General features: G+C 40.4%; 28 protein-coding genes and 1 riboswitch. Of the genes, 3 read left to right on the top strand and 25 right to left on the bottom strand.

Features of this window, described 5'->3' with window-relative positions:
* Positions 1–124: 124 nt before the first annotated feature.
* The 11 genes from MKY27_RS05480 to MKY27_RS05430 all read right to left on the bottom strand — a co-directional run bounded on the left by MKY27_RS05480 (position 125) and on the right by MKY27_RS05430 (position 7562).
* Positions 125–799 carry a hypothetical protein gene (locus tag MKY27_RS05480; protein ID WP_339198380.1) on the bottom strand — a complete coding sequence of 225 codons (675 nt, stop codon included), beginning with the start codon at positions 797–799 and terminating at the stop codon, positions 125–127.
* Positions 796–1290 (bottom strand): ECF transporter S component, encoded by a 495-nt coding sequence (locus MKY27_RS05475; RefSeq protein ID WP_339198377.1) that lies wholly within the window; start codon positions 1288–1290, stop codon positions 796–798. Before MKY27_RS05475 ends, MKY27_RS05480 begins: the two co-directional genes overlap by 4 nt.
* Positions 1277–1705 (bottom strand): bifunctional adenosylcobinamide kinase/adenosylcobinamide-phosphate guanylyltransferase, encoded by a 429-nt coding sequence (locus MKY27_RS05470; RefSeq protein ID WP_339198374.1) that lies wholly within the window; start codon positions 1703–1705, stop codon positions 1277–1279. Before MKY27_RS05470 ends, MKY27_RS05475 begins: the two co-directional genes overlap by 14 nt.
* Positions 1648–2253, bottom strand: coding sequence for a histidine phosphatase family protein (locus MKY27_RS05465; RefSeq protein WP_339198371.1), 606 nt, complete (start codon positions 2251–2253; stop codon positions 1648–1650). Before MKY27_RS05465 ends, MKY27_RS05470 begins: the two co-directional genes overlap by 58 nt.
* On the bottom strand, positions 2226–2999 hold the full coding sequence (gene cobS, locus MKY27_RS05460; protein WP_339198369.1) for an adenosylcobinamide-GDP ribazoletransferase: 774 nt from the start codon (positions 2997–2999) through the stop codon (positions 2226–2228). The genes MKY27_RS05465 and cobS overlap by 28 nt, the downstream gene beginning before the upstream one ends.
* 12 nt (positions 3000–3011) lie before the next feature.
* A complete protein-coding gene (locus MKY27_RS05455) occupies positions 3012–3554 on the bottom strand; it encodes a bifunctional adenosylcobinamide kinase/adenosylcobinamide-phosphate guanylyltransferase (protein ID WP_339198367.1) in 543 nt (180 codons plus the stop codon).
* Between the two features lie 68 nt (positions 3555–3622).
* Positions 3623–4576: a helical backbone metal receptor gene (locus MKY27_RS05450; protein WP_339198365.1), complete on the bottom strand. Its 954-nt coding sequence runs from the start codon at positions 4574–4576 to the stop codon at positions 3623–3625.
* Positions 4566–5123, bottom strand: coding sequence for a hypothetical protein (locus MKY27_RS05445; protein ID WP_339198363.1), 558 nt, complete (start codon positions 5121–5123; stop codon positions 4566–4568). The genes MKY27_RS05450 and MKY27_RS05445 overlap by 11 nt, the downstream gene beginning before the upstream one ends.
* A 157-nt stretch (positions 5124–5280) precedes the next feature.
* Positions 5281–5463, bottom strand: a riboswitch (cobalamin riboswitch).
* 63 nt (positions 5464–5526) lie between these two features.
* On the bottom strand, positions 5527–5937 hold the full coding sequence (locus MKY27_RS05440) for a Fur family transcriptional regulator (RefSeq protein ID WP_014824390.1): 411 nt from the start codon (positions 5935–5937) through the stop codon (positions 5527–5529).
* Positions 5934–6800 carry a metal ABC transporter permease gene (locus tag MKY27_RS05435; protein ID WP_339198361.1) on the bottom strand — a complete coding sequence of 289 codons (867 nt, stop codon included), beginning with the start codon at positions 6798–6800 and terminating at the stop codon, positions 5934–5936. Before MKY27_RS05435 ends, MKY27_RS05440 begins: the two co-directional genes overlap by 4 nt.
* 15 nt (positions 6801–6815) lie before the next feature.
* Positions 6816–7562, bottom strand: coding sequence for a metal ABC transporter ATP-binding protein (locus MKY27_RS05430; protein WP_251689055.1), 747 nt, complete (start codon positions 7560–7562; stop codon positions 6816–6818).
* Positions 7563–7672: 110 nt separating this feature from the next.
* Here MKY27_RS05430 and MKY27_RS05425 point away from each other — a divergent pair, with 110 nt between their 5' ends.
* Entirely contained in the window at positions 7673–7906 is a 234-nt protein-coding gene (locus MKY27_RS05425; RefSeq protein ID WP_339198358.1) for an isopropylmalate synthase, read from the top strand.
* A 288-nt stretch (positions 7907–8194) separates the two neighbouring features.
* Here the strand turns inward: MKY27_RS05425 and MKY27_RS05420 are convergent, their stop codons facing one another.
* The 4 genes from MKY27_RS05420 to MKY27_RS05405 form a co-directional block, all read right to left on the bottom strand.
* Positions 8195–8827, bottom strand: coding sequence for a pyroglutamyl-peptidase I (locus tag MKY27_RS05420; RefSeq protein ID WP_339198357.1), 633 nt, complete (start codon positions 8825–8827; stop codon positions 8195–8197).
* A gap of 13 nt (positions 8828–8840) precedes the next feature.
* Positions 8841–10259 (bottom strand): D-alanyl-D-alanine carboxypeptidase/D-alanyl-D-alanine-endopeptidase, encoded by a 1419-nt coding sequence (dacB, locus tag MKY27_RS05415; RefSeq protein ID WP_339198355.1) that lies wholly within the window; start codon positions 10257–10259, stop codon positions 8841–8843.
* Positions 10260–10384: 125 nt separating this feature from the next.
* A complete protein-coding gene (locus MKY27_RS05410; RefSeq protein ID WP_339198353.1) occupies positions 10385–11272 on the bottom strand; it encodes a deoxyribonuclease IV in 888 nt (295 codons plus the stop codon).
* 69 nt (positions 11273–11341) lie between these two features.
* Positions 11342–12652 (bottom strand): DEAD/DEAH box helicase, encoded by a 1311-nt coding sequence (locus MKY27_RS05405; RefSeq protein WP_339198351.1) that lies wholly within the window; start codon positions 12650–12652, stop codon positions 11342–11344.
* A 110-nt stretch (positions 12653–12762) separates the two neighbouring features.
* Between MKY27_RS05405 and vrrA the strand changes: the two genes are divergently transcribed.
* Positions 12763–13341, top strand: a complete 579-nt coding sequence (gene vrrA, locus MKY27_RS05400) for a VrrA/YqfQ family protein (RefSeq protein WP_339198349.1) — start codon at positions 12763–12765, stop codon at positions 13339–13341.
* Positions 13342–13448: 107 nt separating this feature from the next.
* Here the strand turns inward: vrrA and MKY27_RS05395 are convergent, their stop codons facing one another.
* Positions 13449–13727, bottom strand: a complete 279-nt coding sequence (locus tag MKY27_RS05395; RefSeq protein WP_339198346.1) for a DUF1450 domain-containing protein — start codon at positions 13725–13727, stop codon at positions 13449–13451.
* A 196-nt stretch (positions 13728–13923) separates the two neighbouring features.
* Between MKY27_RS05395 and MKY27_RS05390 the strand changes: the two genes are divergently transcribed.
* Positions 13924–14892: a 4-hydroxy-3-methylbut-2-enyl diphosphate reductase gene (locus MKY27_RS05390; RefSeq protein ID WP_339175718.1), complete on the top strand. Its 969-nt coding sequence runs from the start codon at positions 13924–13926 to the stop codon at positions 14890–14892.
* Between the two features lie 59 nt (positions 14893–14951).
* Here the strand turns inward: MKY27_RS05390 and MKY27_RS05385 are convergent, their stop codons facing one another.
* The 9 genes from MKY27_RS05385 to MKY27_RS05345 form a co-directional block, all read right to left on the bottom strand.
* Entirely contained in the window at positions 14952–16073 is a 1122-nt protein-coding gene (locus MKY27_RS05385) for a Nif3-like dinuclear metal center hexameric protein (RefSeq protein WP_339198344.1), read from the bottom strand.
* Positions 16070–16765, bottom strand: coding sequence for a tRNA (adenine(22)-N(1))-methyltransferase TrmK (locus tag MKY27_RS05380; RefSeq protein ID WP_339198341.1), 696 nt, complete (start codon positions 16763–16765; stop codon positions 16070–16072). The genes MKY27_RS05385 and MKY27_RS05380 overlap by 4 nt, the downstream gene beginning before the upstream one ends.
* Positions 16766–16892: 127 nt before the next feature.
* Positions 16893–17231, bottom strand: a complete 339-nt coding sequence (locus tag MKY27_RS05375) for a cytochrome c (RefSeq protein ID WP_339198337.1) — start codon at positions 17229–17231, stop codon at positions 16893–16895.
* A gap of 150 nt (positions 17232–17381) precedes the next feature.
* Positions 17382–18518, bottom strand: coding sequence for an acyl-CoA dehydrogenase family protein (locus MKY27_RS05370; protein WP_339198334.1), 1137 nt, complete (start codon positions 18516–18518; stop codon positions 17382–17384).
* Between the two features lie 187 nt (positions 18519–18705).
* On the bottom strand, positions 18706–19260 hold the full coding sequence (locus tag MKY27_RS05365; RefSeq protein ID WP_339198331.1) for a hypothetical protein: 555 nt from the start codon (positions 19258–19260) through the stop codon (positions 18706–18708).
* Between the two features lie 171 nt (positions 19261–19431).
* A complete protein-coding gene (gene rpoD / locus MKY27_RS05360; protein WP_339175709.1) occupies positions 19432–20559 on the bottom strand; it encodes an RNA polymerase sigma factor RpoD in 1128 nt (375 codons plus the stop codon).
* Positions 20560–20589: 30 nt separating this feature from the next.
* Positions 20590–22419 carry a DNA primase gene (dnaG, locus tag MKY27_RS05355; RefSeq protein ID WP_339175708.1) on the bottom strand — a complete coding sequence of 610 codons (1830 nt, stop codon included), beginning with the start codon at positions 22417–22419 and terminating at the stop codon, positions 20590–20592.
* 312 nt (positions 22420–22731) lie between these two features.
* A complete protein-coding gene (locus MKY27_RS05350) occupies positions 22732–23547 on the bottom strand; it encodes a pyruvate, water dikinase regulatory protein (RefSeq protein ID WP_339198329.1) in 816 nt (271 codons plus the stop codon).
* An 8-nt stretch (positions 23548–23555) separates the two neighbouring features.
* A complete protein-coding gene (locus MKY27_RS05345; RefSeq protein WP_339198327.1) occupies positions 23556–24194 on the bottom strand; it encodes a helix-turn-helix transcriptional regulator in 639 nt (212 codons plus the stop codon).
* Between the last annotated feature and the right edge of the window lie 308 nt (positions 24195–24502).

Below are 24502 nucleotides of genomic sequence, written 5' to 3'. Positions count from 1 at the left end.
CTAATTTAAGTTGATACACTTTATCATACCATGTTATTTTTAGAAAATTTAGTATTTTTTAATTTTAGACAAAAAATATTTTTTTCTAGCAGTTCCATTAGTTTTCGAGCAAATTTCTACGCAATCATTTTTCCATTTTCAGAAGTTTTCTGACAGGTGCTGTCATGTTAGTTTTGAACAGTTCTTCTTGCTCTTTCTTCACAGCCACCAGCACTGCACATGACGGGCCTGCCGAACTTGTTAAATCCACATCTGTTGTATAGTTTTCACCGGCAAAACGGATTATTTCCGCCCCAATTCCTTTAGAACCCGTTGGCCATATTGCTTGGATCCAACCGCTATTCAGTCCTTCGTACAACTCATCCAACTGAGCGATTTTCTTTCGGTTTTCCATCACATCATTTCCGACAAGCGGTTCACCGACAACATAAAACTCGCAATTGTTTGTATTTCGCTCAAATTTCTTTTTTCCTAACATCGTGAGGGAAACCGCTGATTGTAGCGACTGGAAATTCGTTTCACTCGAACCCATTAAAGGTGGCATCTCCAGCCCCATTTCGGAAAATGCCTTTTTAAACCCATGCTCATATTCCGTCCAAATATCATCACCCGAAAAATTGGCCATTACTAACTGAACAGGGATGGCACCCGCGCAAAGCTGTTCCAAAATAGCGGTACGTGCTGTAAAATAAGCGGTAATTTCATTTGGCACATGTACAATATCATGCTCTTTTGTACCGATACAGCCCGAATTATCAATCGATACGACTAACCCGTTCACTTCGATCGCATTTCTCATACATTAACCCCTACTCGCTGCACGACCGTCTTCAATACAGGCATGACAAGTATTGCGATAAGACAGTTCACAGCTGTCGCAATTGTTAGTGAGGCAATGGAACCGATGTAAAATGCCGGAGAAATAATAAAATAAAACGGAATCGGTGCAATAACACCATTTGCAATTATTACAAATATCCATTTTAAAATATGAAGGCCTTTTTGATGCATAATTGCAAAAACCGCAACAATAATAAACATTTCCGCTGCAATTAACAGATGTAAAATGCCTAGCGGAAAACCGGATGTAAGACCTGTTGCGATATGACCAAGTGCTCCAGCCGCCCCTGCAAAAACTGGTGGGAGAAATATTGCGCTAATAAGAGCCGGGGCAGAATCGAGTGCAGCTGTTCCGACTATCCCTACCGGCACTTTAATAAAACTCCCAATCACACAAATTGCCGCAATGAGTGCTGTTAAAATAATGAAACGTAATTTAGTTTTGTCCATGAGAATCTCCCTTTAAAATTTGTGGAATACCGTACCATACACGAACAACTGTCTGTGCTTCATTACAAAGCAACTGGTATAGCCGGCCGCATGTATCTCTTAATTGCCGTGCTTCTTTTTCCAGTGGTACTACACCGCGGCTTGTATCCGTACAAATACAAAACAGTTCTGCTCGCTCGGCAATTTGAATAATCTGATCGAAAATTTGCTGCGCAGCCTTTTCTTCCGGTTCATGAAGATACGGTAAAATCATTTGTTCAAAATTACTTATTATGTAGCGCTCGTTTTCTTTTATATTTTCTACTTTTGGCAAGTGTCCTTCACAAACAATCAGTTCTTTTGCTGGTAACTGTTCAATCAGTTGTTCTGTATATTTTCGTTTACCGTTATGTGCGCCTCCGAGTATAACGTGCATCTCGCACCTCCTAAAAGTTCATCTGCCGAATCCCAGCCAAGTGTATAAATCGTGCGATGATTGGCCACTGTTTGCTGAAAGGATTGTTCCTTCATTCCGTATACGGCAAGTAATAATCGAATGACCCCTCCGTGTACGATGAACGTATATTCCTTCTTTTCCTTTACAATGCCATGAAAGCCGTCCAATACGCGCTGCTTGAATCGGATAAAGGTTTCTCCGTTCGGAATCGGATTTTCGAGCGGGTCATCAATCCAGGCCCGGTATGTTTCATTATGCTGTAATTGTTCATATGTACACATTTCAAAATCCCCAAAATGCAGCTCACGCAATTCCCTTGATGCGATAAATTCGGCATTCGGAAAATAGCATTGGGCAGTTTCTCGGCATCTCCGCAAATCGCTCCCATAAATGATAGCAGGCTGCAGATCGATCTCGGCTTCCACTTTTTTTTGGATCGGCTCATCTGTCCAGCCAATATATTTGCGCTCCATATTTGCTTTCGTTTTTTCATGTCTGATTAAATGCACAGTAATATCGTTAGCCATAGGACAACCTCCAACCCTTCACCGAGTGCTCCGAGTAAATCACCTGTTACACCGCCAAAATGTTTCTTTGACCAATTCCGGTAAATAACAACAGCAATCAGCATTATTACGACCAAAATAAATAAGTTGAAAACGCCAACGTAAAACCAGCATACAAATGCCAGAATACTTTGAACGCCGATTAAAACAGCAAGCTTATTTTGAATGACGATTCCTTTAAAATAGGCAGCGAGTCCCTTTTCCTTTGCAGGCTGCATCGTTACAAAATATAACAGCATCCCCATTCTCGCTATAAAAGGAATGAAGATTAAAAACGGCACAATCGCCAATTGACCATGCAACAGCATTTCATAAATAACGCCGATTTTTAATACTAGTAAACAAAAAACACTTATTACCCCAAAAGCGCCTGTATGCGGATCATCCAATATCTCCAACCGTTTCTCCTTTTCTCCATAGGAAAAGAACGCATCGCTCATATCGATCCATCCGTCTAAATGCAGCCCCCCTGTCAGGACGATCATCCCGATCACAATCAAAATTGCCAACAACAGGTCCGAAATCTCACTATAGCGAGATAATATAAATACGCCACTACTAATTATGGATCCCATCAGCAATCCGACAATCGGCAGAAATCCATACATCCATGTAACAGACTTGGCATTCATATCCAGCTGTTTTTTTACCGGCACTGCCGAAAAAAACTGCCACGCCAATAAAAAACCGCTCCAGCTATTTTTCAACTTGCTTCCTCCTTACTTCCACCGCTGTACAAGCTGAAATTGTACTTCATACGCTTCATCACTATTTTGGACAATCCATTGGTGAAACTCTCCCAACAATTTACGATATAAATTTACTTCCTCATATTGTGAAGGCAGTTCATCCAGCACTTCATTTGATACAACTATTATTGTAGCACCTTGCTTCCGCCAAGTTAGCAATTGCTTTTGCATCGATTCGATACAAATATCGATATATTCGCTATTTTCATTTTTTTGTTCATATGTATACAGTACATTCGAAAGCCATGTTGTCACACATTCAAACAATACTACTGCATTGTTTGAGAGTTGCCCAATTGCTTCCGGAACCTTCACTTGCATTTCCACTGTAGTCCAGTTGATATTCTGATTGTCACGGTCCTGCTGATGGCGGATAATGCGTTTTTTCATTTCATCATCAAAAGATACACCTGTCGCCACATAGTAGAATATCTTTTCCTCACCTAACTCCCTCGCATACTTCTCTGCAAAAGCACTTTTACCGCTGCGCACACCACCGGTTATAAAAATCAATGGTATCCTCCTCCTTATGCATTGTAAAAAGACATGCCTAAACTAAGGCATGCCCTTCTATTCTATACTTATTTAAACAGTTCCGGGTATACTGATTGTGCCATAATTTCTACCGCTTCACCAATACGCGGTCCAGGACGGGACATAATATCCCCATCGACTAAATAAATAGCCTGATCTGTGACTGCCTGTATTTTATTCCAGCCTGTACGACCTAGAATCTCATCAACCGCATTTTCCATATAAGTTGCTGGTGTAATAATAATTTCAGGATTACGTGTAATAACATCTTCTTCCGTTACACTAATCCAGCTCGTCTGATCTGCAAAAATATTTTCAACATTGGCGTGGTCCATGATTTCCTGCTGGAATGTACTGCTGCCGGTAGTCCAAAGATTCGGAGCTGGTGTTACTTCATAATATGCTTTTTTCTTCGTATCAAGTGTTGCTGTTTTTTCCTGTACTGTTTCAATTTGCGCCTTAATGTCTTCTACAACTTCTTCGCCTTTTTCTTCGACACCCATTACTTCAGACAGCTGGATAATATCCGAATAAACATCATCAAATGTCGCCGCCGAAGCAATTACAAACACTTTAAGACCCGCATCTTCCAATTGGGCAATTTGAGCTTCCTCTCCGATTGTATAAGCAACAACAACGTCCGGATTTAATTCCAGAATTCGCTCTGCATTAATGACAGTAGAAGTCGACACACGTTCAATTTCTTGTGCGGCTTCCGGATATGTATCAAATTCTGTGGCACCGATAATTTGTTCCCCGACGCCCAGTTCAAATAAAATTTCTGTATTGCTTGGCTGTAGAGAAATAATTGTTTCCGGTACTTCATCGAATGTAACTTCAACTCCGCGATCATCAACAACTGTATACGGTGCTCCATCATTTTTCGATGTAGCCTGCTCTTCTTTTTCCACTTTGCCATCAGTTTTTTCCTCATCTGAACTACATGCTGCCAGTAATAATGTTGCCGCTAAAGCAACGATCCATTTGTTATTAAATTTCATTTGTTGTAACTCCTTTTTTCTTTTTCGTTGGATAGGATTTTGAGATAAATGGAATTTCCTCTTGCTGATGCTGCTGATTCATATACACTGCCATGACAAAAAATACATTGGCAAGCAATCCAAGAAAATCAAACAGAATTTCATCCACTTCCCGTTCTTCGCTCACTTTATGTAATGCCCTGTAAGACTTTTTCGCCTCACTGCGGCAAATATGCAGTCTTGCGGCACTTTCGATTCCTTGTGGCAGTACAAACTGCTGAATCGACTCTCTGACTTCACCTACATAATAATCGTATCGATCACTGAGCCATTGCAGATCCTCAGATGTAATGGCCAATTTGCCGCGGACCGAACCATTCGCATGATAGGCTAACGGTTGAATCATCCTTAAGTCCTTCAAAACGACATGTCCGGATGCATCATCAACTAATGTCGGAAATACTGTACCAATTCGTGTTGTTAAAGAATCGGTACGGATTTCATAATCGACACAGCTTGATTTTTCCCGCATAAACGGATAGCAGGAAAAACGAATATCCTTTTTCATAAAAATTCTCCTCACTTCAAGTAGTGCCTCACCGAAATTATCAAGGGTACGAAAAAAAGCCACCCAAGAAAATGGATGGCTTCAAAAATCAAAAAAGGGCACAATAATGCTCATTCGATCCGTGACTGCCGTACATTCTCTTTAATTCCGAAGAGGGATGTTACGATAAGAAAAAGATTGGTCTCCTGGCTCTGCGTTTCACTTTACTCATAAGTACCTTCCCGCCATATTAGCAGTGGTATCACACTTATTTTCATCAACGCTTACAGTTACGGATATAGCTTCGGATTTGCACCGAATTCCCATTTATGCATAATGCATCTTTTTCCTGCAAATTTATTCAATTTGTCTTAATCACTTTAGCATATAAAAAAAATTATGCAAATAAAATATTTTCAGTTTCCTATAAACAATCCGGACATTTCCCGTAAATCTCAAATTTATGGGCCTCAACAGCATAACCCGGCAGCTTTTCACCGAGCATTTCCATCGGGCAGACAGACAGTTCCTTTACATTTCCGCAATCACGGCAAATAAAATGATGATGATGGTGATCCGACTCGCAATGCATGCGGAAATTGCGCTCACCGTTTAATTCTGTTTCTTCCAAAATATCAAGCTCCACAAAAGTGGCCAAGTTACGGTAAATTGTATCAAAACTCATCCCAGGGAAATCTTTTTTCAATACTGACAGCAAATCACGGGCAGTCAAATATTTGTCTGTAGCTGCAAACATACCCAAAATCAACTCTCGTTTATCCGTCTTTTTATAGCCATTATCCTTTAATATTTCCCACGCGCGCGCTGCATTCACAGTACTTCTTCCCCTTCCGTTTTAATTGAAAATTTCAATACAAGTTTTTTAATTAAAATTACTGACAGCAAAATCAAAATGGATGTGACAACAATTGTTCCACCCGGTGCCAAGTTCAGGTAAAAGGCAGAAACGAGTCCGATCACTACGGCCAGCTCGCCAAATACAATCGCTAAAATGATCGCTTCTTTAAAGCCGCGAGCCAATCGCATCGCTGCAGCTACCGGTAATGTCATTAAGCTTGAAACAAGCAGAATTCCGACAATGCGCATACTTGCTGCGATGACGAGTGCGACAACAATCATAAATAATAAATGAATCCATTTCGCCGGCAAACCGCTCGCCTTCGCATATTCCTCATCGAACGACAATACGAAAAGCTCTTTGAAAAACAGCACTAAAAATAAAACGACGACGACTGCAATTGCCAGTACAACATATAAATCCTGGCGTGATACCGCAGATACAGAGCCGAATAAATAGCTCATTAAATCGGTATTAAATCCGCTTGCAAGTGAAATTAAAATCGCACTCACACCGATTCCGCCAGACATAATAATCGGAATCGCAAGCTCTTCATAATGTTTATACAGTCTGCGTAAACGTTCAATTAAAATCGAACCGCTTACAGATGCGATAATCCCCAAATAAATCGGGTTCAATAATGCCAGCGCTGCAAATGATTGACTCAAGTACAGGCTTCCGGCAATCCCCGCCAGTGTAACATGCGACAGCGCATCCGCAATGAGCGATAAACGTCTGACTACGATAAATACACCTAATAGTGGTGCTATTATTCCAATAACAAGCCCTGAGAAAAAGGCATTTTGTAAAAATTCATAGTTTAATATAGCTTCAATCATAACGGCCTGCTCCTCTTAATGAATCTTTCGAACAGAGTGGCCGTTCCAGCTAGCAATCTGTTCTTCCGAAATCGTATCAAAATCATTTTTATATCCGTGGAAATGGATCGACTGATTTAAGCAGGCGACATGACTGACACGATCCGAAACCGTGTCCACATCATGTGTAACTAAAATCATTGTCATATTGTGATGCTTATTCAAATGTGCGAGCATATCATAGAATGCCTGCACATTTTCGCGGTCAATGCCGACTGTCGGTTCATCCAAAATAAGGAGCTTCGGATCGGACACTAATGCACGTGCGATGAACACACGCTGCTGCTGTCCGCCGGAAAGCTGACCAATATTCCGTTTCAGAAATTTTTCCATGCCGACATCTTTTAAAGCACCTTTCACTAAAAAGTCCGCATCTTTTGGATAGCGTTTAAAGAGCCCGACCTTTTGCGATAAACCGCTCTTCACGACTTCTTCGACCGTTGCAGGAAACCCCGAGTTAAAGGCATTGGATTTTTGCGAAACATAGCCAATCCATTCGCGGTGTTTAAAATGGTTTGCTTGTTCGCCGAATAATTTAATTTCCCCTGACATGGGCTTTAACAGTCCTAAAATTAATTTCAAAAGTGTCGATTTTCCGGAACCGTTTTGACCGATTAACGCCAAAAAATCGCCTTCATTGACACGTAGCGAAATATTTTTCAATGCTTGTGTGTATTCATATTGAAAGGAGACATCTTTCAATTCAATCAATGGTTTTTTCATTTCGTTCGCTTCTTTCTAATTCAAAATCATTACGATTTACATCATGTTAGTATAATGTAGTTTTTTGTTCATGTAAAGGGAATAAGCTTGAAAGGATGAAGACAATTCAAATGCTACAATGGTTTGAAAATTTAAAAGGAATGAATGACAGGCAACTACAGGATTTCGCCAAACAGCAGGGACTTGAATTGAGTATTGAAGAAGTTCAGAAGCTGCAAAAAATTCTTAGGCATGCCAACATAAGCTGGGCTCTTACCGGCATTCCAAAAGAAGTTTTACAAAAAATCCAGAAGCTGCTTGGGGATAGACGGTATAAAAAATTAATGAAGCTCGTCGGATTATAAGAACTATTAATCCAGTCAAAGAGGCTGAGACATATGTAGAAGTACCGTTGAATAAGAAGGAAATCCTTATTAAGAATCGGATATTTTATAAAATTGATTGGAATGAAGGGCGACTCCTACGGGAATAGCACGACGCCTGAGACTACAGGCTCAGGCCGTGCCCGTGGAAAGCGTCCCGGAATGGAAATCAATTTTTAACGCTCAGCAAAAAAATGCTATTTTTCTCTCAGAGAAAAATAGCATTTTTGGGTTATGTCCCAGCCTCTAATAATTGATCATTCATTTATTTTAAAGCACTTTCCCCGGAATCTCTAAATTTTCTACACATACTTCGATTGCCAGTTCAATGGCTGCTGTCAGATCCCGCATTGACCAGCCGGGAATTCGGCCGTGCTCAATCGCCAGCTCGAATGATGCAGGAATGTGAATAAATCCTGCTGCTCGAATCGCTTCATTCTTCGCAGCATAGTACAAGCCTTCATACATAATATTATTGCATAAATACGTTCCCGCTGAATTCGATATAGCTGTCGGATAACCTGCAGAATTTAAGCGGTTGGCTATTTTACGAATCGGCAATGTCGACAAATATGCAACATCCCCGTCTTCTTTTATCGGTGCATCTTCAAATGCATTTCCCGCATTGTCTTTTTCCCCATCTTTTACATTCAATGCAACTCGTTCCGGAGAAATTTTTGTAATTCCTGCAGCTAATCCCAATGAAATGATAATCGTCGGCTTTACTTCTTCAATCAGTGCCATAAACTGTTCTGGTGCTTTTGCAAAGTCCACAGATAATACATGGCCGACAATTTCAAACTGACCGATAGATTTTCCGTTCAGTGCCTGCACGACTTCCATTGTAGGGTTGATCGGATTTGATAAAAATGGTTCAAATCCTGTTAATAGTAATTTCTCCATCTGTTTTGCCCCTCTATAAGTTTTTTACAAGCGCTGCCATTGTACGGTCAATATATACAGTGCCATTCGATTTGTTTTCCAGTAAAATTGAGAAAATATATTGTTTGCCGCTTTGGCCTTTCATATATCCTGATAAAGTATATACATTCGGAATATAGCCCGTTTTTGCGTAAATTCTATTTTTCAACGCACTGCTTGTTAAACGACTTTTTAATGTTCCGCCTACCATGCGGTCTTTATTGCCGGCGATTGGCAACGAATCAAAAAATGTATCGAAATACGGTTCTTTTTGAACTTTGTAAAGTAGCTGTGAAAGACCGTTTGATGTTACACGGTTTGAATTCGATAGTCCCGAGCCATCTGCAAAATGCCAGTTGTTCACAGGAATATTCAATGATGCACTGTATTTCTTCAGTAATGTGACACCTTTCTTTGTACTGCCTTCCCCTAGCTGCTGCTTGCCCATCGCTTTTACAAGAATATCGGCAATACTGTTATTGCTCAGCTTCATAAATGCCGGGAAAATGGCTGCCAATGTACGAGATTCATTTGTATAGAGCAACGTAGCTTTTTTCGGAACTTTCCCTAATTCCACTTTCGAACTCTTCACAAATTTTAAACCTGTCCCTTGCAGCGTCTGCTTAATTGCCTGCATCGTATTTTTCGACGGGTCCTGCAATGTTACCCATTCCTTCTTGCTGCTCCCTTGTGGAAGATTCCCTGAAATAATGATGCGGTTCGTGTTGTAGGCACGCTTGATAGCGATCGTATTTCGACTTCCTTTACTCACTGTTTTCGCCTGATTGGAAATGACCATACCGCTTAAATTCGGTTCAATCGAATAGCTCGGTTTGGCCCCGACTTTACCAGGCTTTGCAGTAATGATCACTGTACTCGCATCAAAATCATTGTTTTGTGACATCGTGATTGCGGAAGTACGTGCCCCGAAGTAATACGTCTCATCCGATTTCAAGACACCCGGCGGTAATGTACTGCCGGAAAATGCGGTATCATCACCGATTAAGTGACCATTGATTGTACGAATACCATTGCGCTTCAATACTCGGGCAAACTCCAAAAAGTCGTCCTTCTTCAATGTCGGATCACCACTGCCCTTTATGTACACATTTCCATTTAATGTATCGTTGACAATAATGCCGTCAATATATAAATCCGTTTTAAAACGGTAGTCCTCACCTAAAATCGACAATGCAGCCGCACCGGATACTAATTTCATATTCGAAGCCGGGCGCATCAGCTTGTCCCCGTTTTGTGAATAGACAACTTTTCCGCTCTCCGCGTCACGTATCGTCACCGCTGCATTACTTTTCCCTAAATGTGTCGTTACCGCACTATTGACTGATGCGAAACTTTGAATAGGCAATGAAAAGAAGAGTGCAAATAAAATGACGAGCTGGAATATTTTTTTCATCAACTGATTCCTCCTTTTGAATTTTTCTAATTTACAGTTAACTTATTATAACAAATTATGTCATAAAAAACGCAAAAAAACATACTTTGCATCAAATTTATGCAAAGTATGTTTTCATTTTGTTATTATTCGCGCAGAGCATCAATTAATGCCGGCTGGAATTCACTGTTGCGAAGCATCGCAATTTCGTGTAAATATGGCGCTTGTTTGTTTTTCGCATCCGGACCGACAAATGGTGTTTCCAATATTTTCGGTAAATGCATTAACTGTGGATGATGCACAATATAATGCATCGCCTCAAAACCGATCTCGCCGAAACCGATATTTTCATGACGGTCTTTTGCAGCACCGCGCACATTTTTCGAATCATTGATGTGCAGTACTTTTAAACGGTCCAACCCGATTGTTTTGTCGAATTCATTTAACACACCGTCAAAATCATTAACAACATCATAGCCCGCATCATGAATATGGCAAGTGTCCATACAAATCGACAGGCGCTCATTGTTTGTCACGCCATCGATAATACGTGCCAATTCTTCAAATGTACGACCGATTTCAGTGCCTTTGCCCGCCATTGTTTCGAGTGCGATCTGTACCGGATAGTCCTGTGTCAGTACTTCATTTAGACCTTCTACAATGCGTTCAATACCCGCATCAACGCCCGCACCGACATGGGCACCCGGATGCAGCACGATTTGTGTCGCTTCAAGTGCAGCGGTACGTTTAATCTCTTCCTGCAAAAAGTTTACGCCCAGCTCAAACGTTTCCGGCTTTGTCGTATTCCCTAAATTAATAATATAAGGTGCATGAACAACAATGTTTGAAAGGCCGTTTTCTTTCATATGAAGAAGGCCCTTCATAATATTCAGCTCTTCAATCGGCTTTCTGCGCGTATTTTGAGGTGCGCCTGTATAGATCATAAAAGTATTGGCACCATAGCTTAATGCTTCTTCACTGGCACCTAGCAGCATTTTCTTTCCGCTCATTGAAACATGTGAACCTAATAACATTTAACTTTCCTCCATTTAACGAACAAACAGGCTGCGTAGAAATATCTTTCTAAGCAGCCCCTTGTAAAATTATCTATTGTTGCGGCGCGCTTTAATACGGCGTTCGCGTTTTTTCACTTTTTCCATTTCCCACTTCATATTACGTTTATAGCCTGGTTTTACTTTCTTCGGCTTACGTACGAGGGCTTTGGCTTTCACATCAATTTCATCTTCTTTACGCTCACCTTTACGGTTTGCACGTTGGTGACGGTCTTTTAAATCTGACCATTCGCCATTTTTAATATCTTTTTGTACAAATGGGATGCCCATTTTTTCGATGCGTACTACTGCATCCTCATCTTCCGGCTGGTATAACGTAATCGCTGTACCTTTAGAACCGGCACGTGCTGTACGACCAACTCGGTGAATGAAGAATTCAAGATCTTCAGGAATTTCATAGTTGATGACATGCGAAATTCCTTGAATATCAATACCGCGTGCAGCTAAATCTGTTGCTACGATATATTGGAACTCAAGATCACGTACTTGCTTCATCATTTTTTTACGGTCACGCGGGCTTAAATCACCGTGGATTTGTCCTGCACGGACCCCTTGTTCTGCTAAAAAGCTTGCGACAGCTTCTGCATTTTTACGTGTGTTACAGAAAATAACAGCAAGGAATGGATTGATTCCTTTAATTACTTCAAGTAAACGTGTATTACGCGCTTTCGAACGTACAGGCACCAATACAAAATCAATACCTTCCGCTACCGGGCGTTTGTCATTCATATGAATATGGACTGGTGAATCCATGTATTTCTTCAAGAATGGTTTTAATTTTTCTGGAATTGTCGCTGAGAACACGAACATTTCAAGCTTTTCAGGCATATGCGACGCAAAACCGTCGATATCTTCAATGAAGCCCATGTCAAATGCCAAGTCTGCTTCATCGACAACTAAAATCGGGGCAGTGTGAACAAGCAATGCATTTTCTTTTACTAAATCTTTAATACGACCAGGTGTACCTACAACGATTTGCGGCTGTGTTTTTAAACGGTCGATTGTACGTTGTTTGTCCGTACCACCGATAAATAATTTAGTTGAAATTTCTGTTCCTTCAACCAACTGGTTTAATGCATCAAAAATCTGTTGCGCCAGCTCACGTGTTGGCGATGTAATAACCGCCTGTACTTCTTGCTTTTCTTCTACAATACGCTCCACGATTGGCAATAAAAAACTATGTGTTTTCCCTGTACCTGTATGAGCTTGTCCGATTGCACTCTTTCCTTTTAATACGAGTGGAATCATTTCTTTTTGAATGGGTGTCGGTTCTGTAAATCCAAGCTTTGCAATGGCGTCCTGCAAAAATGGCTTGAATTGATAATCAGTATATTTTGACATTCACGTACCTCCTTACATCTTTCCTATTGTACTATAATTCGTACATTTAAGTGACCATCTGCATATCATAACGGTAAATAGTTTCAACGTCAAACAGTTGGGACGAATTTATGAAAGAAAATTGTAATATCATGTCGATTTTTAGAAAGGAGTTAATTATGCGCCCACCTTATTACTTCCAACCCCAAGCAATGATGAATCAAATGCCGGTTGCACCACGCTTCCCAATGTATGCACCATACATGATGCGAGGTCCGGCAGCAGGGATAGGTCCGATACCTGGAGCAGGACCAATTCCCGGAGCTGGCCAGTTTATGAACCATATGCCAATTCCTCCTCAAGCACCTATACCAGGAGCTGGAGCAGGGAGTGTACCGAAACTTGAAGGATTTTTATCAGGAGCAAACTCTTTATTTAATAATGCCCAAAAGTTCACGCCTTATATTCAGCAGGCAGCACCAATGTTTAAAAATCTGCCCGCTTTATGGCGTTTATACAAAGGATTTAAAGACACATCGGACCCGCTCGAATCTTCTACTGTTTCGATGCCGCAAGAACAGGAGCGACCAAGAGAACGAATGAGAGAAAGAATGAATCCTCGAGGGAACCGGCGAGAACAAGAGCCAGTTGAAGAGAAAATTACAACAAAACCGTCTTTACCGAAAATATTTCAGCCGCCTTTTGAATAATAACACCATAAAAAGCTACCCCATGCAAATGAGTGCAGATTCGTTTTTTACTATTACGAGTCCTCTCCTTTGTATGATGGAGTAGCTTTATTTTTATCTTTTGGTTTTTAATAATGGACAGAATTTTCTTCCAGCTCTTTTTCAACATGTTGTAAAAGTTTATCGGCATTTTCCGCTTTTATAAGCTCACCATTTACAATCGCAAATAAATTACATTCGCAAATTTCACAGTTTGATGTACAGCCGGATTCCGTTATATCTATATCATCGCGTTCCAGCAACACATCATATACATCTGCTGCGCCGAGCGATAAATTCGTCATGCAAAACTCCACCTGATTTTTTAACGCTGCCGTTTTGTTCCTCTTAAAAAAAGAAAACGCCATCCCATTTCCCCCACTTTACGTTTTATTTATTTCTGCTATTATAGCAAACGTTCGCAAATTCCTGTACTTGCGCTATCATTTGATATATACTGCTTTTTTGACCGAATTTAATAGAGATTTCAGTAAGCGAACTTTGAATAAAGCATACACGTCCTATATAATGAAATTACAGGGCTTTGAAAGGAGTTACGTATAAATGAAAGTTGTTAAAATTAATCCGCGTGGGTACTGCTATGGGGTAGTTGACGCTATGGTCATTGCACGCAATGCCGCACTTGATCCGACATTACCAAGACCAATCTACATTTTAGGTATGATTGTACACAATAAACATGTTACAGATGCATTTGAACAAGATGGCATCATTACGCTTGATGGCGAAAACCGTAAAGAAATAATCGAACAAGTAGAGCAAGGTACCGTTATTTTCACGGCACACGGTGTATCACCTGAAATTCGTGAAATCGCAAAACGTAAAGGACTCGTATCAATTGATGCGACTTGCCCGGACGTTACGGTGACACACGACTTAATCCGCGAAAAAACAGCAGAGGGCTACGATATTATTTATATCGGTAAAAAGGGACATCCTGAACCGGAAGGCGCAATCGGCGTTGCACCGGATCACGTTCACTTAGTTCAATCGATGAAAGATATCGATAATTTATCTTTTGAAAATGATAAAATTCTAGTAACAAACCAAACGACAATGAGTCAATGGGACGTTGCATTCCTGATGGATAGTTTAAAAGAAAAATTCCCGCATGTAGAAGTGCATAAAGAAATTTGCCTAGCGACACAAGTTCGCCAAGAAGCCGTTGCTGAACAGGCTGGTGCTTCCGACTTATTAATCGTAGTGGGCGATCCAAAATCAAACAACTCAAACCGTTTGACACAAGTATCGGTGGAAATTGCCGGAACACCATCTTACCGCATCTCGGATGTTTCAGAGCTGCAAATTGAATGGCTAGAAAACGTTGAAACAGTAGCAGTAACTGCAGGTGCTTCAACACCGACACCAATCGTTAAGGAAGTTATTTCATTCCTTGAAAAGTTTGATAAAAACGATCCTTCAACACATGAAATCGTACGTTCCGTGACATTGGACAAAATTTTACCGAAAATTAAAGCACCAAAACCAGTTGAAAAGATCATGCCTTACTAATAAAGAAAAAATCTCAATTTTCTTCTGCCGGAGAAAATTGAGATTTTTGTTATTCCTGATTAAATAAACTGGAACGGTTCCGTATTAATTTTGGACTGGATAAATTCAACCGGCAATTTTTTATCATCACATAGAGAAGTCATTTTTTCAGCAACACCTTTAATCATGACTTTTTCGACGTGGTGACCCGGATCAATAATGCTTAGACCATCCACCTCTGCATCCTGTGCCATATGGAAGCCGATATCTCCTGTTACAAATACATCCGCCCCGGCATATTTTGCAGCACGAATATATTTATTGCCGTCACCACCGACTACTGCTACCTTCTTTACAGTACGATCCAACGGTCCGACTGCACGCAGACAAGGCACGTCCAGCTGCACTTTCACGAACTCGGCAAACTCCCGTAATGTCATCGGCTCTTTTAACTTCCCGATACGGCCAAGGCCTTGTTCATTCGTGTCGACATCCATTGTAAACAGGTCATATGCAGGTTCTTCGTACGGGTGGTTATTAAGCATTGCCTTTAAAATTTTATTTTTCATCGATTGCGGGAACACGACTTCCACCTTTTCCTCTTCCTCGATGTGAAGCTCACCGATCTCCCCTACAGCCGGATCTGCTCCTTCTGTGGCACGGAAACGGCCTTTGCCTTGCAATGTATAGCTGCACGCCTCATAGTGCCCTAAACGGCCCGCTCCGGCTTTAGCCAGCACGTCACGTAAAGCATCTGCATCATCGTTAGGAACGAATACAGCTAGCTTCATCATTTTCTCTTCGAATGTAACATCCAGTATTTTACGTTCTTCCAATTTTAGTGCATCTGCCAGTAAATCATTGACTCCGCCCGGTGCTACATCGAGATTCGTATGTGCTGCATATACTGCAATATCATTTTTCAGGCACTTTTCATACAATGCCCCTTTCGGATTGTCTGTACGCAAGTTCGAAAGTTTCATGAAGATCGGCGGATGGTGTGCAATAATAAGCTCACAGCCGTTGTCGATTGCCTCATCCACGACTTCATTTGTCACATCCAGTGTGACAAGCACTTTTGTAACCGGCTTATTTAACGTACCAATGGCCAATCCAATCGGGTCATTCGGCATGCATGCATATTTTTTGGGTGACCATGATTCAAATAGTTGGATAATCTCGTTGCCGTTTACGGATTTCACGCAATCGCCTCCTGTACCATTTTAATGTAGTGTGTAAGTTGGTCATACTTTTCCTGATTTTCAGGCGTTTTTTCGGCTTCTGAAATCGCTTGTTGTACACGCTGCCAATTTGCGATTTCACGTGACCATTTTTCGATGAAAACCGGTACTTTCGTTTCCATCAGCTTTGGCCCAAGCAAAGTTTGCGCTTCGTTTAATTTCATTTCCCCACGCTGTAAAACTAGGACTTCATAAATTTTACCGTCCTCTTCTAAAATGACCTCATCCTGGATCGCCCAGCCATTTGCCATTGCCCATTCACGGATCGCTTTTGCATGAATATTCGGCTGCAAAATTAAACGGGTTACCGTTTTTAAAGCTTGTGGATGCTTTTCTAAAATGGATACGATCAGTGGTCCGCCCATTCCTGCAATCGTCACAGCTGTAATTTCATCCGCTTCTTCGACAGCCGCCAGACCATCTGCCATGCGTACTGTAATTTTATCTGTTAAGCCTTCTGTGCGAACTTGTTTGACAGCTGATTCATAAGGTCCTTTTACAACTTCACCCGCTACTGCACGCGCAGCAATTCCTTTATGCACTAAATAACATGGTAAATAGGCATGGTCACTTCCGATATCCGCTACAATTGCTCCTGTCGGGACAAATGAAGCGACCGTTTCAAGTCGTTTTGAAAGTTTTTGTGCGTTCATATTTATATATCCTCTTTTCTATATCACAAACTACCCCTATTATATAGAACTTTTACATAAACGTCTCTTTCCAGAATATAAAAAAGTGCAGAACAGGATCACTCCATTTTCTGCACTTGGCTATTCATTATAAACCTGAAATATACTCGGCTACTGCATCTGCTTCCGCTTCGTTTTTAAGAATTGGCGGCATATTGCCGTTTTCCGAACCGTTTAATGCGTAGTCTTTAATATGCTCAGGATCTAATCCAACGATTGAAGGACCTCCACCACCAGTTAAATCACCACCGTGGCACGAAATACAGTTATTTTGAGCAATATCTTCACCATTTAATTCAGCAGTTTCCCCTGAATGATCGCCGTCCGCACTGTTTTTATCAGCTGCACCCTCAAATGACATGAAGAAAATTAGTCCGATACCGAATGCCATGATAAGTACGTATGGAATAAGTGGATTGTTTCTCATTGCGTTCCCCTCCCTCATTAAATATTCTATTTCATGCTAGACTTTTGCCTAGTAAACAATATTAATTGTACTTGATTCTATAGAAAACTGAAAGACTTTACGAACAAGTTTTACTAGCTTTGTAACAATTTTACCAATTTGCTATTTCTATCATAATATATGTCTTGCAATTACCATTTTCTGTACTTCGGACGTTCCTTCACCGATTTCTAATAGTTTTGCATCACGTAAATAACGTTCTACTTCATATTCTTTCATATAGCCGTAGCCGCCATGAATCTGAATGGCCTCATCGCACACTTCCATCGCCATTTCGGAAGCATAGTATTTGGCGATCGCCGCTTCTTTTCCAAAAGGACGTCCCTGATCTTTCAGCCATGCCGCTTTGTATACGAATGTCCGCGCTAATTGTATTTTTACCTCCATATCCGCTAATTTAAACTGGGTTGCCTGGAAATCCGCCAGCGCCTTCCCGAATTGCTTGCGTTCTTTTGCGTATTGAACCGCTTTATTTAATGCGCCCTGGGCGATTCCGACAGCCATTGCCGCAATACCGATCCGACCGCCGTCCAGCGTCGTTAAAAACTGCTTAAAGCCATTCCCCCGGACCCCAAGCAAGTTTTCTTCCGGTACGTGAACATTTTCTAAAATCAATTCTGTTGTATTCGAAGCATTCAAGCCCATCTTTTCGTATTCCGATTTGATCGTAAAACCTTTGGCATCGGTCGGGACAATAATGGCGCTAATTTCTTTTTTGTTTCCATCCCGATTTGTGATTGCTGTTAACGCTAAATGTTTGGCATAACTTGCATTTGTAATAAAAACCTTCGACCCGTTAATGACAAATTCGCCATTATCCAACACAGCAGTAGTTTCTGTACCACCTGCATCAGAACCGGCATTAGGCTCTGTTAAACCGAAAGCACCGAATGATTCCCCTGTACAGATCGGCGTTAAGTATTTTTCCTTCTGCCCCTCCGTACCGAATAAATGCAGTGGTGCGCCGCCTAGGGAAATATGAGCCGAATATGTAATACCTGTTGAAGCACATGTACGGCTCAACTCTTCTGTCACGATTGCAAAGCTGATTGTATCTGCACCAGCCCCACCGTATTGTTCAGGAAACGGCAGTCCCATAATGCCCATATCGGAAAGTTCTTTAAAAATTTCTACTGGGAAGGCTTTCGTTTTATCACGCTCGACTGCTCCTGGTGCCACTACTTCATCCGAAAACTCACGTATCATCTTTTGTAACATTGCTTGCTCTGTTGTTAAATCAAAATGCATACCATTCATCCTCTCAGCCTATTTCATTTCCACTCTATTGTAATCTAAAAATATGTATTTTTACAGAAAATATATGTATTTTGCAGAGTATTTTGTAAAATAGACACAAAAAAGCTATGCGTGAAAGTTCGAAAACTTCCGCATAGCCTAGAAGAATAATATAAATATATGTATTACTTCGGATTTTCTATAGAAAATAAATCCATGCAGCAATGATCGCAATTAACCCGAGAATGCCTGAAATCGTAAAATAGATGATTTTCAGCATAAGACCGCTTACGAGCCAAAATACACAATTTACAATAAGAATTATATACAGTATTTCATTATTGCCGGCAAAATACGTTGTACTCACTTTCAATGTCACACCTAAAATGGATAAGGCGGTCGCCAGCTGCAGCATTACAGCCATTACATGATTTCTTTTTGCAAAATAAATCGCCCCGATCAGACAGCCTGCCGCAAATACAGCGGCTACTGCAATGACAACCCATTCGAACTGCATTGTAAACAGCAGCAACATAATCACAATTGCACTAATCGGGAAGAACATCGATATACTGCGGTTTTTACGTTTTTCGACATTAATGACTGCATTTTTTGATTTTCCTTCAATTTCTTCCTGTTGGTTCCCTTCCGAATAAAGGGTCATTAAAAAATCGCAATAATGTTCCGGTAACATTTTGTTTTGTTTCCAGAACTTGATTTCATTCATAATAATTTGTTTTTTAGGATTTGACATCATTTCGCCCCAAATCTGTATTTATATGCTCTATCCTATTTTAAATAATTCCCGGATGAACAACATCGGTAAAAAGCTATACCATTATTCTCGAAAAATAGTAATTACCTGCTATATTTACACAAAAAAAGATGAAGAGTAATATACTCCTTCATCTTTTCTCTGTTTAGCTTATTCTAAGAAATCTTTTAAGCGTTTTGAGCGAGATGGATGACGCAATTTACGTAATGCTTTCGCCTCGATTTGACGAATACGTTCACGTGTAACGCCAAACACTTTCCCTACTTCTTCTAAAGTGCGTGTACGGCCATCATCTAAACCGAAACGTAAACGTAATACGTTTTCTTCACGGTCTGTTAATGTATCCAGCACGTCCTCTAACTGTTCCTTCAATAGCTCATATGCTGCGTGATCAGAAGGAGATTGTGCTTCCGAGTCTTCAATAAAATCACCTAAATGAGAATCATCTTCTTCCCCGATTGGTGTTTCCAATGATACAGGCTCTTGAGCGATTTTAAGAATTTCACGAACTTTTTCAGGTGTTAAATCCATTTCCTCTCCAATTTCCTCTGGAGAAGGTTCACGGCCTAAATCCTGAAGAAGCTGACGTTGTACACGGATTAATTTGTTGATTGTTTCAACCATGTGTACCGGAATACGGATTGTACGTGCCTGGTCAGCAATCGCACGCGTAATCGCCTGACGGATCCACCAAGTTGCATAAGTCGAGAATTTGAATCCTTTACGGTGATCAAATTTTTCAACCGCTTTGATCAGACCCATGTTACCTTCCTGAATAAGATCCAAGAACAGCATGCCACGGCCGACATAACGTTTTGCAATCGATACTACAAGACGTAAGTTTGCTTCGGCAAGGCGTTTACGTGCTTCTTCGTCACCTTGTTCGATACGTTCCGCTAAACGGATTTCCTGATCTGCAGAAAGTAAATCCACACGTCCGATTTCTTTTAAATACATACGTACCGGGTCATTAATTTTAACGCCAGGAGGAACACTTAAATCATTTAAGTCGAAAGCTTCTTCGCTTGATTCTTGCTTAGATAGCGCTTCTTCTTCAAATTCTTCTTTTCCTTCAACTGTTACATCATTTTTTTCGATTTCATCGGCAAAGTTGAAAATCTCTTCATTTTCCAGTTCGAAAAATGCTAATGTTTCAGAGATTTCCTTCATTGACATTTCGCCAACCTGTTTTGCTTTAGCTAAAAGTTGCTTTTTTACCTGCTCTAATGAAACCCCGTTTACTACCGTATCTTTTGAATGTTTTGACTTGTCCGCCATAAACCTTCCTCCTTCTAAAAACAAATCGCGTTAAACGCCCATTTTTATCTTTCTATTCAATGCAATTATCTGTTGGGCAATCTCAAGTGCTCGTCTATGCTCATGCATTTTTTCTGCTTCTTTTTGATCGTGCTTTAATTGTTCAATCTTTAGTTCTAATCGGCGTTTTTCGATTTGTTTTAAACAATCAATTATCTCCGCTTCACCATTATCAGGGTCACGTTCAAGTAACGCAGCATCCATCACGATTTTTCGTAAATCATGATCATCCAACACTTCGACGAATCGATGGAAATCAGCCATTTCATATTCTTCGTAAAAACCAATTAAACGAACAAATACCGATAAATATTCCTCATGAATGAAAGGTTCGTTATTTCCCTCTCTGAGAACTTTATTCACAATATTTACATCATGCAACATATGTGCTAAAAGTATACTTTCCGCACGGTCTGTCGCATCTTTTTTACGCTCCCTTTGGAGAAGAGGTGTTGGTTCTTCCACCATTTTCTGATCGCGTTTCTGCTCTTTTACATTATCTGCGACCATTTTTCTTAATTGGGTACTGATCGCCTCTTGGGAAATATTTGTTTCATTTGCCAATTGACGAATGTATAAATCACGTTCAGTTGGAGAAGTATTATTTTTTAATGTTTCCAGAACTTCTTGAATGTATTGAAGTGTGTCATTTTCAAATTGAAAATTTTTGCCGCGTTTCGCATGCATCATCATAAATGCAATATAAGCGTGCGGCTTTTCTATTATTTGATTTTTAAATGCCTCTTGACCGTGTGTCCGAATGTATTCGTCCGGGTCAAGTTTATCTGGTAAAACAGCGACCTCAACTTTAATCTGTTCTTGATGAAGCATCTGTGCAGCGCGCTTGGCAGCCTCGAAACCAGCATTATCACCATCATAGCAAATCGTAATTTGCTGAACTAAGCGTTTGAGCTTTGTAATATGCTGGGGTGTCAGAGACGTACCCATCGTTGCTACAGCATTGTATATACCTGCTTGGTTTGCTGCTAAAACATCAATAAAGCCTTCCATTAAAATTACTTGTCTTGATTTACGAATAGATGCCCGCGCCTTATCCAAATTATAAAGTACTTGACTTTTATGGAAGATCGGCGTTTCAGGACTATTTAAGTACTTAGCATCTTCGCCATCGGAATTTAAAATCCTGCCTGAAAATGCAATCGTTTTCCCGTTTTCATCCCGGATCGGAAACATAATCCGTCCCCGGAAACGGTCAAAGTAGCTGTCATCACTTTCTTTACGGATAATCAGACCGCTTTCAGCCATTTCTTCAGGATCAAATCCTTTACGCTCCAGTAAGATTGACAGCGTGTCCCAATTCGGCAACGCCCACCCTATCTGATGTGTTTCGATTTGCTCACGTGTAAATCCTCTTTCAAGCAAATAATTTAATGCAGGTTCGCCATCTTCTGTGTTCATTAAAATATGATGATAAAACTCCACTGCAAACGTATGAGCCTCTCGCATTTGCTGCTCTTTTTTTGAAATGGGCGAATTCGACACCGATTGATCTGTCGACATTTCCATTTCAAGCGGGATTCCCGCACGTTGACTTAGTTTAATGAGTGCATCCGGAAACGACAGTTGTTCCATATCCATTACAAAAGTAATGGCGTTTCCTCCTGCCCCACAGCCAAAACAGTGAAATATCTGCTTATCGCTGGATACGGAAAAAGAGGGTGTTTGCTCACCATGAAATGGACATAATCCAAAATAGTTGCGCCCTCTTTTCGTTAACTGCATATAATCGCTAATGACATCGACTATATCGGACTGCGAGCGAATTTGTTCAATCACATGTTCGGGTATTTTTCCAGCCACATTATCACCATCTACAGTATTCGAGATAAATTACAAATATCCTCTAAAATACGACAAAATTTCTTATTACAAATTTGTAATTACCCTATAATAATTATTTTTACCACAATTTTATTATTATAAAACAAAAAGACTATTGTTGCTATATAATTTCAAAAAAATAATCAGAATATAACTAAAAATGTCGAAATTTAGCAAAACATGCGAGAGTTTTCTGGAGCAAAAGTATAGTTCACTTAGTTTCTAAAAAATCTCGAATATTATTCCACCAAAAAAACCTCCTCTTCCTTTTTGAAGAGGCGGCTATGGATGCTATCGACAATCAAGCTCTAGCATATCGATTATTTTGTGTGCTGTTTCTTCGACTGCACGATTTGTAACATCTATCGTTCGACAACCTATTTTATCAACAATACTATAAAAATAGCTAATTTCCTGCTCAATTCTAGCATGTTGTGCATAAAATGCATTTTCCGTTAATCCTAACGTTATTAGACGCTCTTTTCGAATATTGTTAAGCTTTTCCGGTGTTATGACTAATCCGAAGCATTTTTTCGGATCAATCTGCATTAATTCAGCCGGTGGTTCCACTTCCGGAACGAGCGGCACATTCGCCACTTTATACCGTTTATGCGCCAAGTATTGGGATAGCGGGGTTTTGGATGTTCTAGATACTCCGACTAAAACGATGTCCGCCAGCAATATGCCGCGCGGGTCCTGCCCGTCATCAAATTTAACAGCAAATTCGATTGCTTCAATCTTTTTGAAATAATCATCATCCAACTGATGGACAAGTCCCGGCTTTTGCAGCGGCATTTCATCAAATGAAGTTTCAATCAGGTCAAGCATCGATCCCAATAAGTCGATTGCATGAACCTTATATTCTGCTGCGATTTTTTGAAGTGCTTGTCTCATCTGCTTTTCAACAAGTGTAAAAACAATCGTTGCTTCATTTGCAATCGCAATTTGGACAATTTTCTCCAGCACATCCACATTAGCAATATGCGGAAATTTTCGAATCCTTACTTTTTCAAAATTTGGCCGAAACTGGCTTACTACCGCTTTCACAGCAGCTTCTCCAGTTTCACCGACCGAATCTGATACAACAAATATCGTCAATTTTTTCATAAGGTCACCTATAAATCATGCGTTTCAGCTAACGAAATAAACGCACGTGTAATATTCGTCTTTGTTAAACGACCGGTAATGACCAAGCCCTTCTCTGTTTCTTCAACAACCGGCATGGAATCGATCTCTCGTTCTATTAACTTTTTGGCCGTGACGATCAATGAATCCGAATTAACACAATAGGCGATATTCGGCATTCTCGTCATAATTATATGCACAGGCATTTTATTTAAATCCTGTGTTCCGATACTCGAACGAAGTAAATCTTTTCGAGACAGCACACCTTGTAATATTTCATCTTTATCAATAACGAACAGTGTTCCGACATCCTCGGAAAACATATGGATAATCGCATCATAGACGGTCATATCATCCGGAACAACTACCGGGATTGACTGAAAATCTTTTACTTTTAAGTTCAGCATTGATTCCGTAAAGGCTGCCGTTGTTTTTTTACCAGCATAGAAGTAGCCGACACGTGGGCGCGCATCTAAAAATCCAGCCATCGTTAGTATAGCTAGATCCGGTCTCAATGTAGCGCGCGTTAATCCAAGGCGCTCAGCGATATGTTCGCCCGTAATAGGGCCATTTTCTTTTACAATTTGCAAGATTACATCTTGACGTTTATTGAGTTCGATTGGACTCACCCGCTTCAAATAATGTTATACTTTATCCTTAATTATTATATACTATTTCCTTCTATATTGCGAAGAAAACAAACCCATGCTACAATATTAGCGAACAACGCACTTGTTGTTTCATGATTATTAATATGTAAGCGATGATGGGATTAATAAGTATCAATTCTAACATAAGCGAGTAGGGATAGTGCAAGCCTACATTGAATTGAGAAACGGCACCCCTGAGCTATTTTTATAAAAGAGGTTTTTAATTTATTAAAAACAAGCGGGGTGGAACCGCGGGTATATCGTCTTGATGCACTCGTCCCCGGGCA

It is taken from the genome of Solibacillus sp. FSL R5-0449 (genome assembly GCF_037975215.1).
Lineage (GTDB): Bacteria > Bacillota > Bacilli > Bacillales_A > Planococcaceae > Solibacillus.
This window is presented reverse-complemented; position numbering and strand designations above follow the sequence as displayed.

Excerpts from the sequence above, each read along its gene's own strand:
- MKY27_RS05380 (WP_339198341.1), bottom strand. The coding sequence starts at position 16,765 with ATGAACGCACAAAAACTTTCAAAACGACTTGAAACGGTCGCTTCATTT.
- MKY27_RS05395 (WP_339198346.1), bottom strand. The coding sequence starts at position 13,727 with ATGGCGTTTTCTTTTTTTAAGAGGAACAAAACGGCAGCGTTAAAAAAT.
- MKY27_RS05425 (WP_339198358.1), top strand. The coding sequence starts at position 7,673 with ATGCTACAATGGTTTGAAAATTTAAAAGGAATGAATGACAGGCAACTA.
- MKY27_RS05365 (WP_339198331.1), bottom strand. The coding sequence starts at position 19,260 with ATGTCAAATCCTAAAAAACAAATTATTATGAATGAAATCAAGTTCTGG.
- MKY27_RS05445 (WP_339198363.1), bottom strand. The coding sequence starts at position 5,123 with ATGAAAAAGGATATTCGTTTTTCCTGCTATCCGTTTATGCGGGAAAAA.
- MKY27_RS05410 (WP_339198353.1), bottom strand. The coding sequence starts at position 11,272 with ATGTTATTAGGTTCACATGTTTCAATGAGCGGAAAGAAAATGCTGCTA.
- MKY27_RS05435 (WP_339198361.1), bottom strand. The coding sequence starts at position 6,800 with ATGATTGAAGCTATATTAAACTATGAATTTTTACAAAATGCCTTTTTC.
- MKY27_RS05375 (WP_339198337.1), bottom strand. The coding sequence starts at position 17,231 with ATGAGAAACAATCCACTTATTCCATACGTACTTATCATGGCATTCGGT.
- MKY27_RS05480 (WP_339198380.1), bottom strand. The coding sequence starts at position 799 with ATGAGAAATGCGATCGAAGTGAACGGGTTAGTCGTATCGATTGATAAT.
- MKY27_RS05430 (WP_251689055.1), bottom strand. The coding sequence starts at position 7,562 with ATGAAAAAACCATTGATTGAATTGAAAGATGTCTCCTTTCAATATGAA.
- MKY27_RS05450 (WP_339198365.1), bottom strand. The coding sequence starts at position 4,576 with ATGAAATTTAATAACAAATGGATCGTTGCTTTAGCGGCAACATTATTA.
- MKY27_RS05470 (WP_339198374.1), bottom strand. The coding sequence starts at position 1,705 with ATGCACGTTATACTCGGAGGCGCACATAACGGTAAACGAAAATATACA.
- MKY27_RS05420 (WP_339198357.1), bottom strand. The coding sequence starts at position 8,827 with ATGGAGAAATTACTATTAACAGGATTTGAACCATTTTTATCAAATCCG.
- MKY27_RS05350 (WP_339198329.1), bottom strand. The coding sequence starts at position 23,547 with ATGAAAAAATTGACGATATTTGTTGTATCAGATTCGGTCGGTGAAACT.
- MKY27_RS05475 (WP_339198377.1), bottom strand. The coding sequence starts at position 1,290 with ATGGACAAAACTAAATTACGTTTCATTATTTTAACAGCACTCATTGCG.
- MKY27_RS05390 (WP_339175718.1), top strand. The coding sequence starts at position 13,924 with ATGAAAGTTGTTAAAATTAATCCGCGTGGGTACTGCTATGGGGTAGTT.
- MKY27_RS05370 (WP_339198334.1), bottom strand. The coding sequence starts at position 18,518 with ATGCATTTTGATTTAACAACAGAGCAAGCAATGTTACAAAAGATGATA.
- MKY27_RS05405 (WP_339198351.1), bottom strand. The coding sequence starts at position 12,652 with ATGTCAAAATATACTGATTATCAATTCAAGCCATTTTTGCAGGACGCC.
- vrrA (WP_339198349.1), top strand. The coding sequence starts at position 12,763 with ATGAAAGAAAATTGTAATATCATGTCGATTTTTAGAAAGGAGTTAATT.
- rpoD (WP_339175709.1), bottom strand. The coding sequence starts at position 20,559 with ATGGCGGACAAGTCAAAACATTCAAAAGATACGGTAGTAAACGGGGTT.
- dacB (WP_339198355.1), bottom strand. The coding sequence starts at position 10,259 with ATGAAAAAAATATTCCAGCTCGTCATTTTATTTGCACTCTTCTTTTCA.
- MKY27_RS05465 (WP_339198371.1), bottom strand. The coding sequence starts at position 2,253 with ATGGCTAACGATATTACTGTGCATTTAATCAGACATGAAAAAACGAAA.